Below are 4041 nucleotides of genomic sequence, written 5' to 3'. Positions count from 1 at the left end.
GGGTCAAGGTGGACGGAACCTCCGTACGGACGTGGTCGACGGGCGTGGGTGGCGTGCTCCTCTCGATGGTGGCGCTCCTGATGATCCGCGGCGGCGTGGGCGGTGAGGAGGCGGCCGCACTCATCAGCAACGCGCCGAGCCTGCTCATCGTCGGTGCCGCGGCGGCCGTCATCATCTGGGCCTCGCTGCAGTTCCCCGCTTCGGAACCGCTTCGCAAGCAGTGGCTGTTCCTCGGCATCGGCACCGCGCTTTGGTCGGTGGGCGGCGGCGTGTGGAACGTCTACGAAGTGGTGCTGAAGCAGGAGGTGCCGTTCCCCGGCATCGCGGACGTCGTGTTCCTCGCCGCGATCCCGATGCTCACCGCGGGCTGTCTTCTCGCGGTCGGCTCGTTCAATCGCGTGCTCAGGATGATGCTGCCGGTCGCGATCTCGCTGCTCGCCGGTGTCGCTGCCGCGGCGTTCGTCGTGCTGGTTCCGCTGCGTGCCTCGCTCGCCGACGCGAGCTACCCGCTGTTCGAGCGACTGGTCGGCGCCGCGTATCCCGTCGCCGACCTGGTGCTCGTCCTACCCTTCGCGCTGGCACTCGCCTTCACCGCAGCACGTCTCGGGGGAGGCAAGATCGCGCGGCCGTGGTGGCTCGTCGTCGCCGGGCTCCTGGCGATCGTCTACGCCGACACGATGTTCGCCGTGCTCATCGCAGAGGGCACGTACACGGCCGGGATGTACATCGACGCAGGCTGGTGGGTCGGGTTCTCCCTGATAGCGGCTGGGGCCTCGCTCGCGGTGGACGTGCAGCGGCCGAGGGGGGCGTGATACCGGTGACGATCGACGACACCATTCGTGAGGTGCTGGAACCCCTCGTTGGCAAGCCCGTGACCGAGATCTGCATCCACTCGGTCGCAATCAAGCTCAGCAAGAAGTCTGAGGCCCTCACGGTAGCCGATCTCCCCGAGGTAGCGGCGACGATGAGGGAGTCCCTCGGAGCCTTCGCGACGCAGTCGCTGATCGATGGAGCGGTTGCCGAGATCGCGCGGCGTTCGGCCGCCTGACGGCGGGACTGCACGGTCTCGGGAAGTCCTGGGACGTCCGCCTCCCCAGGGCTAGGCGAGCCGGTTGCCGCCCGACCCCCGGCTGCCTCGTGACCGACCACCGGCACGGCCGCACCGCACGCACCGCAGAACCTCGCGCCTGAGTCCCGCGCCGCTGCTGGTATGCTACGCCGAGCCATGAGCGACCCCGCCCTCATACGCAACTTCTCGATCATCGCGCACATCGACCACGGCAAGTCCACGCTCGCGGACCGCATCCTCGAGCTGACGCACACGGTCGAGCAGCGCGACATGGTCGACCAGGTCCTCGACTCGATGGACATCGAGCGTGAGCGCGGCATCACGATCAAGGCCCAGGCCGTCCGCGTGCTCTACACGGCCGACGACGGCGAGACCTACGAGCTCAACCTCATCGACACGCCGGGCCACGTCGACTTCACCTACGAGGTCTCGCGCTCGCTGCAGGCGTGCGAGGGCGTGCTGCTCGTGGTCGATGCGGCGCAGGGCGTGGAGGCGCAGACGGTGGCCAACGCGCTCATGGCGATGAACGCGAACCTCGAGATCATCCCGCTGATCAACAAGATCGACCTGCCGTCGGCCGAGCCGGACCGCGTGCGTCACGAGATCGAGGAGGCGCTGTCGGTCCCGGCGGACGAGGCGGTGCTGGCGTCGGCGAAGACCGGCGCGGGCATCCGCGACGCGCTGGAAGCGGTCGTCAAGCGGGTCCCGGCGCCCACGGGCGACGCGAACGCGCCGCTCAAGGCGCTCATCTTCGACTCGTTCTTCGACGCGTACCGCGGCGTGGTCGCGCTCATCCGCGTGGTCGACGGGCACGTCGCCGCCGGCATGAAGGTGCGCATGATGGCCACGCAGACGGTCACCGACGTCGAGGAGGTCGGCGTCCGGCGTCCCCAGCAGGTGCCGGTGCCGGAACTGGGCGTGGGCGAGGTCGGCTACCTGATCACCGGCCTCAAGGACCCGTCGCTGGTGAAGGTCGGCGACACCATCACGTTGGCCAAACATGGCGCCGAGGAACCGCTGCCGGGCTACCGCGACGTCAAGCCGATGGTGTACACGGGCCTGTTCCCGATCGACGGCGACCAGTACCCCGACCTGCGCGACGCCCTCGACAAGCTGCGCCTCAACGACCCCGCCATCATCTACGAGCCCGAGTCCAGCCACGCGCTGGGGTTCGGCTTCCGCTGCGGCTTCCTCGGCCTGCTGCACATGGAGATCGTGAAAGAGCGGCTCGAGCGCGAGTTCGACCTCGACCTGCTCGCCACGGCGCCGTCGGTGGAGTTCCACGTGCGCAAGACCAACGGCGAGACGCTGTCGATCCACTCGCCGCAGGACATGCCGGACCCCGGCACGATCGAGAGCATCGAGGAGCCGTACCTGAAAGTCGCGGTGCTCGTGCCGCCGGAGTTCGTCGGCGCGGTCATGGAGCTCAACGAGAACCACCGCTCGACGTTCGTGAACATGCAGTACCTGTCGGCCACGACGGTGGACATGCACTACGAGATGCCGCTGTCGGAGCTGATCATGGACTACTTCGACCAGCTCAAGAGCCGCACGAAGGGGTACGCGTCGCTCGACTACGAGTACATCGGCTACAAGCCGAGCGCGCTGGTGAAGCTCGACGTGCTGCTGGCGGGCAAGCCGGTGGACGCACTGTCGTTCATCATCCACAAGGACAAGGCCTACGAGCGCGGCAAGGTGCTCACCGAGAAGCTGCGCGGCATCATCCCGCGCCAGATGTTCGAGGTGCCCATCCAGGCGGCCATCGGCGGGCGCATCATCGCCCGCGAGACGGTGCGCGCCAAGCGCAAGGACGTCATCGCCAAGTGCTACGGCGGCGACATCACGCGCAAGCGCAAGCTGCTGGAGAAGCAGAAGAAGGGCAAGAAGCGGATGAAGAACCTCGGCAACGTCGAGGTGCCACAGGAGGCGTTCATGGCTATCCTGAAGGTCGATGACTGACGCGAGCGACACCGCTTCCGTCCCGCCGGGCCCTTTGCCCGTCTCGCTCTACGTCCACGTCCCGTTCTGCGGCTCGAAGTGCGCCTACTGCGACTTCCACTCGGCCGCCGAGGACCCGTCGCGGCTGATCACGGACGCCGACGGTGTCGTCTACTACGTGCGCTCGCGCCTGCCGGAGGCGGCGTCGCTGGCTGACGCGTTCGTCGAGTGCGTGCTCGCGTACCTCGAGGAGTTCTCGGTCGACGGCCTGCTGGTCGACGTCCCGACGCTGTACGTGGGCGGCGGCACGCCGACGCTGCTGGGGCCCGCGCTGCCGAGGATGGTGCGCGGCATCCGCGAGTTGGTGGGGCTGCGGCGCGGCGCCGAGATCACTGTGGAGGCGAACCCGTGCTCGCTGACGCCGGCGCTGGCGGCCGCGCTCGCGGACGAGGGCGTGACGCGGGTGTCGCTCGGGGTGCAGTCGTTCGACGACGAGGTGCTGCACACGCTCGGCCGCGCGCACGATGCGGCGCAGGCGCGGGAGGCGGCGGGCTTGGTGGCTGCCGCGGGGATGCGGTTGTCGCTCGACCTCATGTGCGGCGTGCCGGGGCAGAGCGCGGAGTCGTGGGCCGAGACGCTGCGCGCGGCGGTCGAGTGCGGCGCCGGGCACGCGAGCGTATACCGCTGGCGCTCGAGGAGGGCACGCCGATGGCGGCCGCGGTGGCTGCGGGCGTGGTCGAGGAGCCGGACGCGGATGTGGCAGCCGCGATGATGCGCGAGGCGGTGCGCGCGCTCGGCGAGGCGGGGCTCGCGCGCTACGAGATCGCCAACTACGCGCGTGCAGGCGAGGAGTCCGAGCACAACCTCGGCTACTGGACCGGGCGGCCGTACCTCGGTGTGGGGCCGAGTGCGGCGAGCATGCTGCCGGTGTCGCTGGCCAAGCTCACGCCGCTCGGGATGCGGCTCGTGAACATGTGGCCCGACGACTGGCGTGCGCGGTTCGTGTGGAACGACGGACTCGGCTCGTTCGTGAG

5 protein-coding genes are annotated in these 4041 nt (G+C 69.1%); all 5 read left to right on the top strand.

Translation table 11 applies throughout. The features are described 5' to 3' along the window. Positions 1–44 precede the first annotated feature (44 nt). Entirely contained in the window at positions 45–812 is a 768-nt protein-coding gene (locus FDZ70_07290; GenBank protein TLM74289.1) for a hypothetical protein, read from the top strand. A 5-nt stretch (positions 813–817) separates the two neighbouring features. Further along, positions 818–1048 carry a hypothetical protein gene (locus FDZ70_07285; protein TLM74288.1) on the top strand — a complete coding sequence of 77 codons (231 nt, stop codon included), beginning with the start codon at positions 818–820 and terminating at the stop codon, positions 1046–1048. A 177-nt stretch (positions 1049–1225) separates the two neighbouring features. Further along, entirely contained in the window at positions 1226–3028 is a 1803-nt protein-coding gene (gene lepA / locus FDZ70_07280) for an elongation factor 4 (protein TLM74287.1), read from the top strand. Continuing rightward, the gene (locus tag FDZ70_07275) at positions 3021–3779 is read left to right on the top strand and encodes a radical SAM protein (GenBank protein TLM74286.1); all 759 of its coding nucleotides are present in this window, start codon (positions 3021–3023) and stop codon (positions 3777–3779) included. Before lepA ends, FDZ70_07275 begins: the two co-directional genes overlap by 8 nt. Further along, positions 3716–4041 (top strand): hypothetical protein (locus tag FDZ70_07270; protein ID TLM74285.1); only part of this gene is annotated, 326 nt, incomplete at its 3' end. The genes FDZ70_07275 and FDZ70_07270, both read left to right, overlap by 64 nt.

It is taken from the genome of Actinomycetota bacterium (assembly GCA_005774595.1).
Classification (GTDB): Bacteria; Actinomycetota; Coriobacteriia; order Anaerosomatales; family D1FN1-002; genus D1FN1-002.
This window is presented reverse-complemented; position numbering and strand designations above follow the sequence as displayed.

Bases quoted from the DNA above. Each gene is read 5' to 3' on its own strand.
- lepA (TLM74287.1), top strand. From the start codon at position 1,226: ATGAGCGACCCCGCCCTCATACGCAACTTCTCGATCATCGCGCACATC.
- FDZ70_07275 (TLM74286.1), top strand. From the start codon at position 3,021: ATGACTGACGCGAGCGACACCGCTTCCGTCCCGCCGGGCCCTTTGCCC.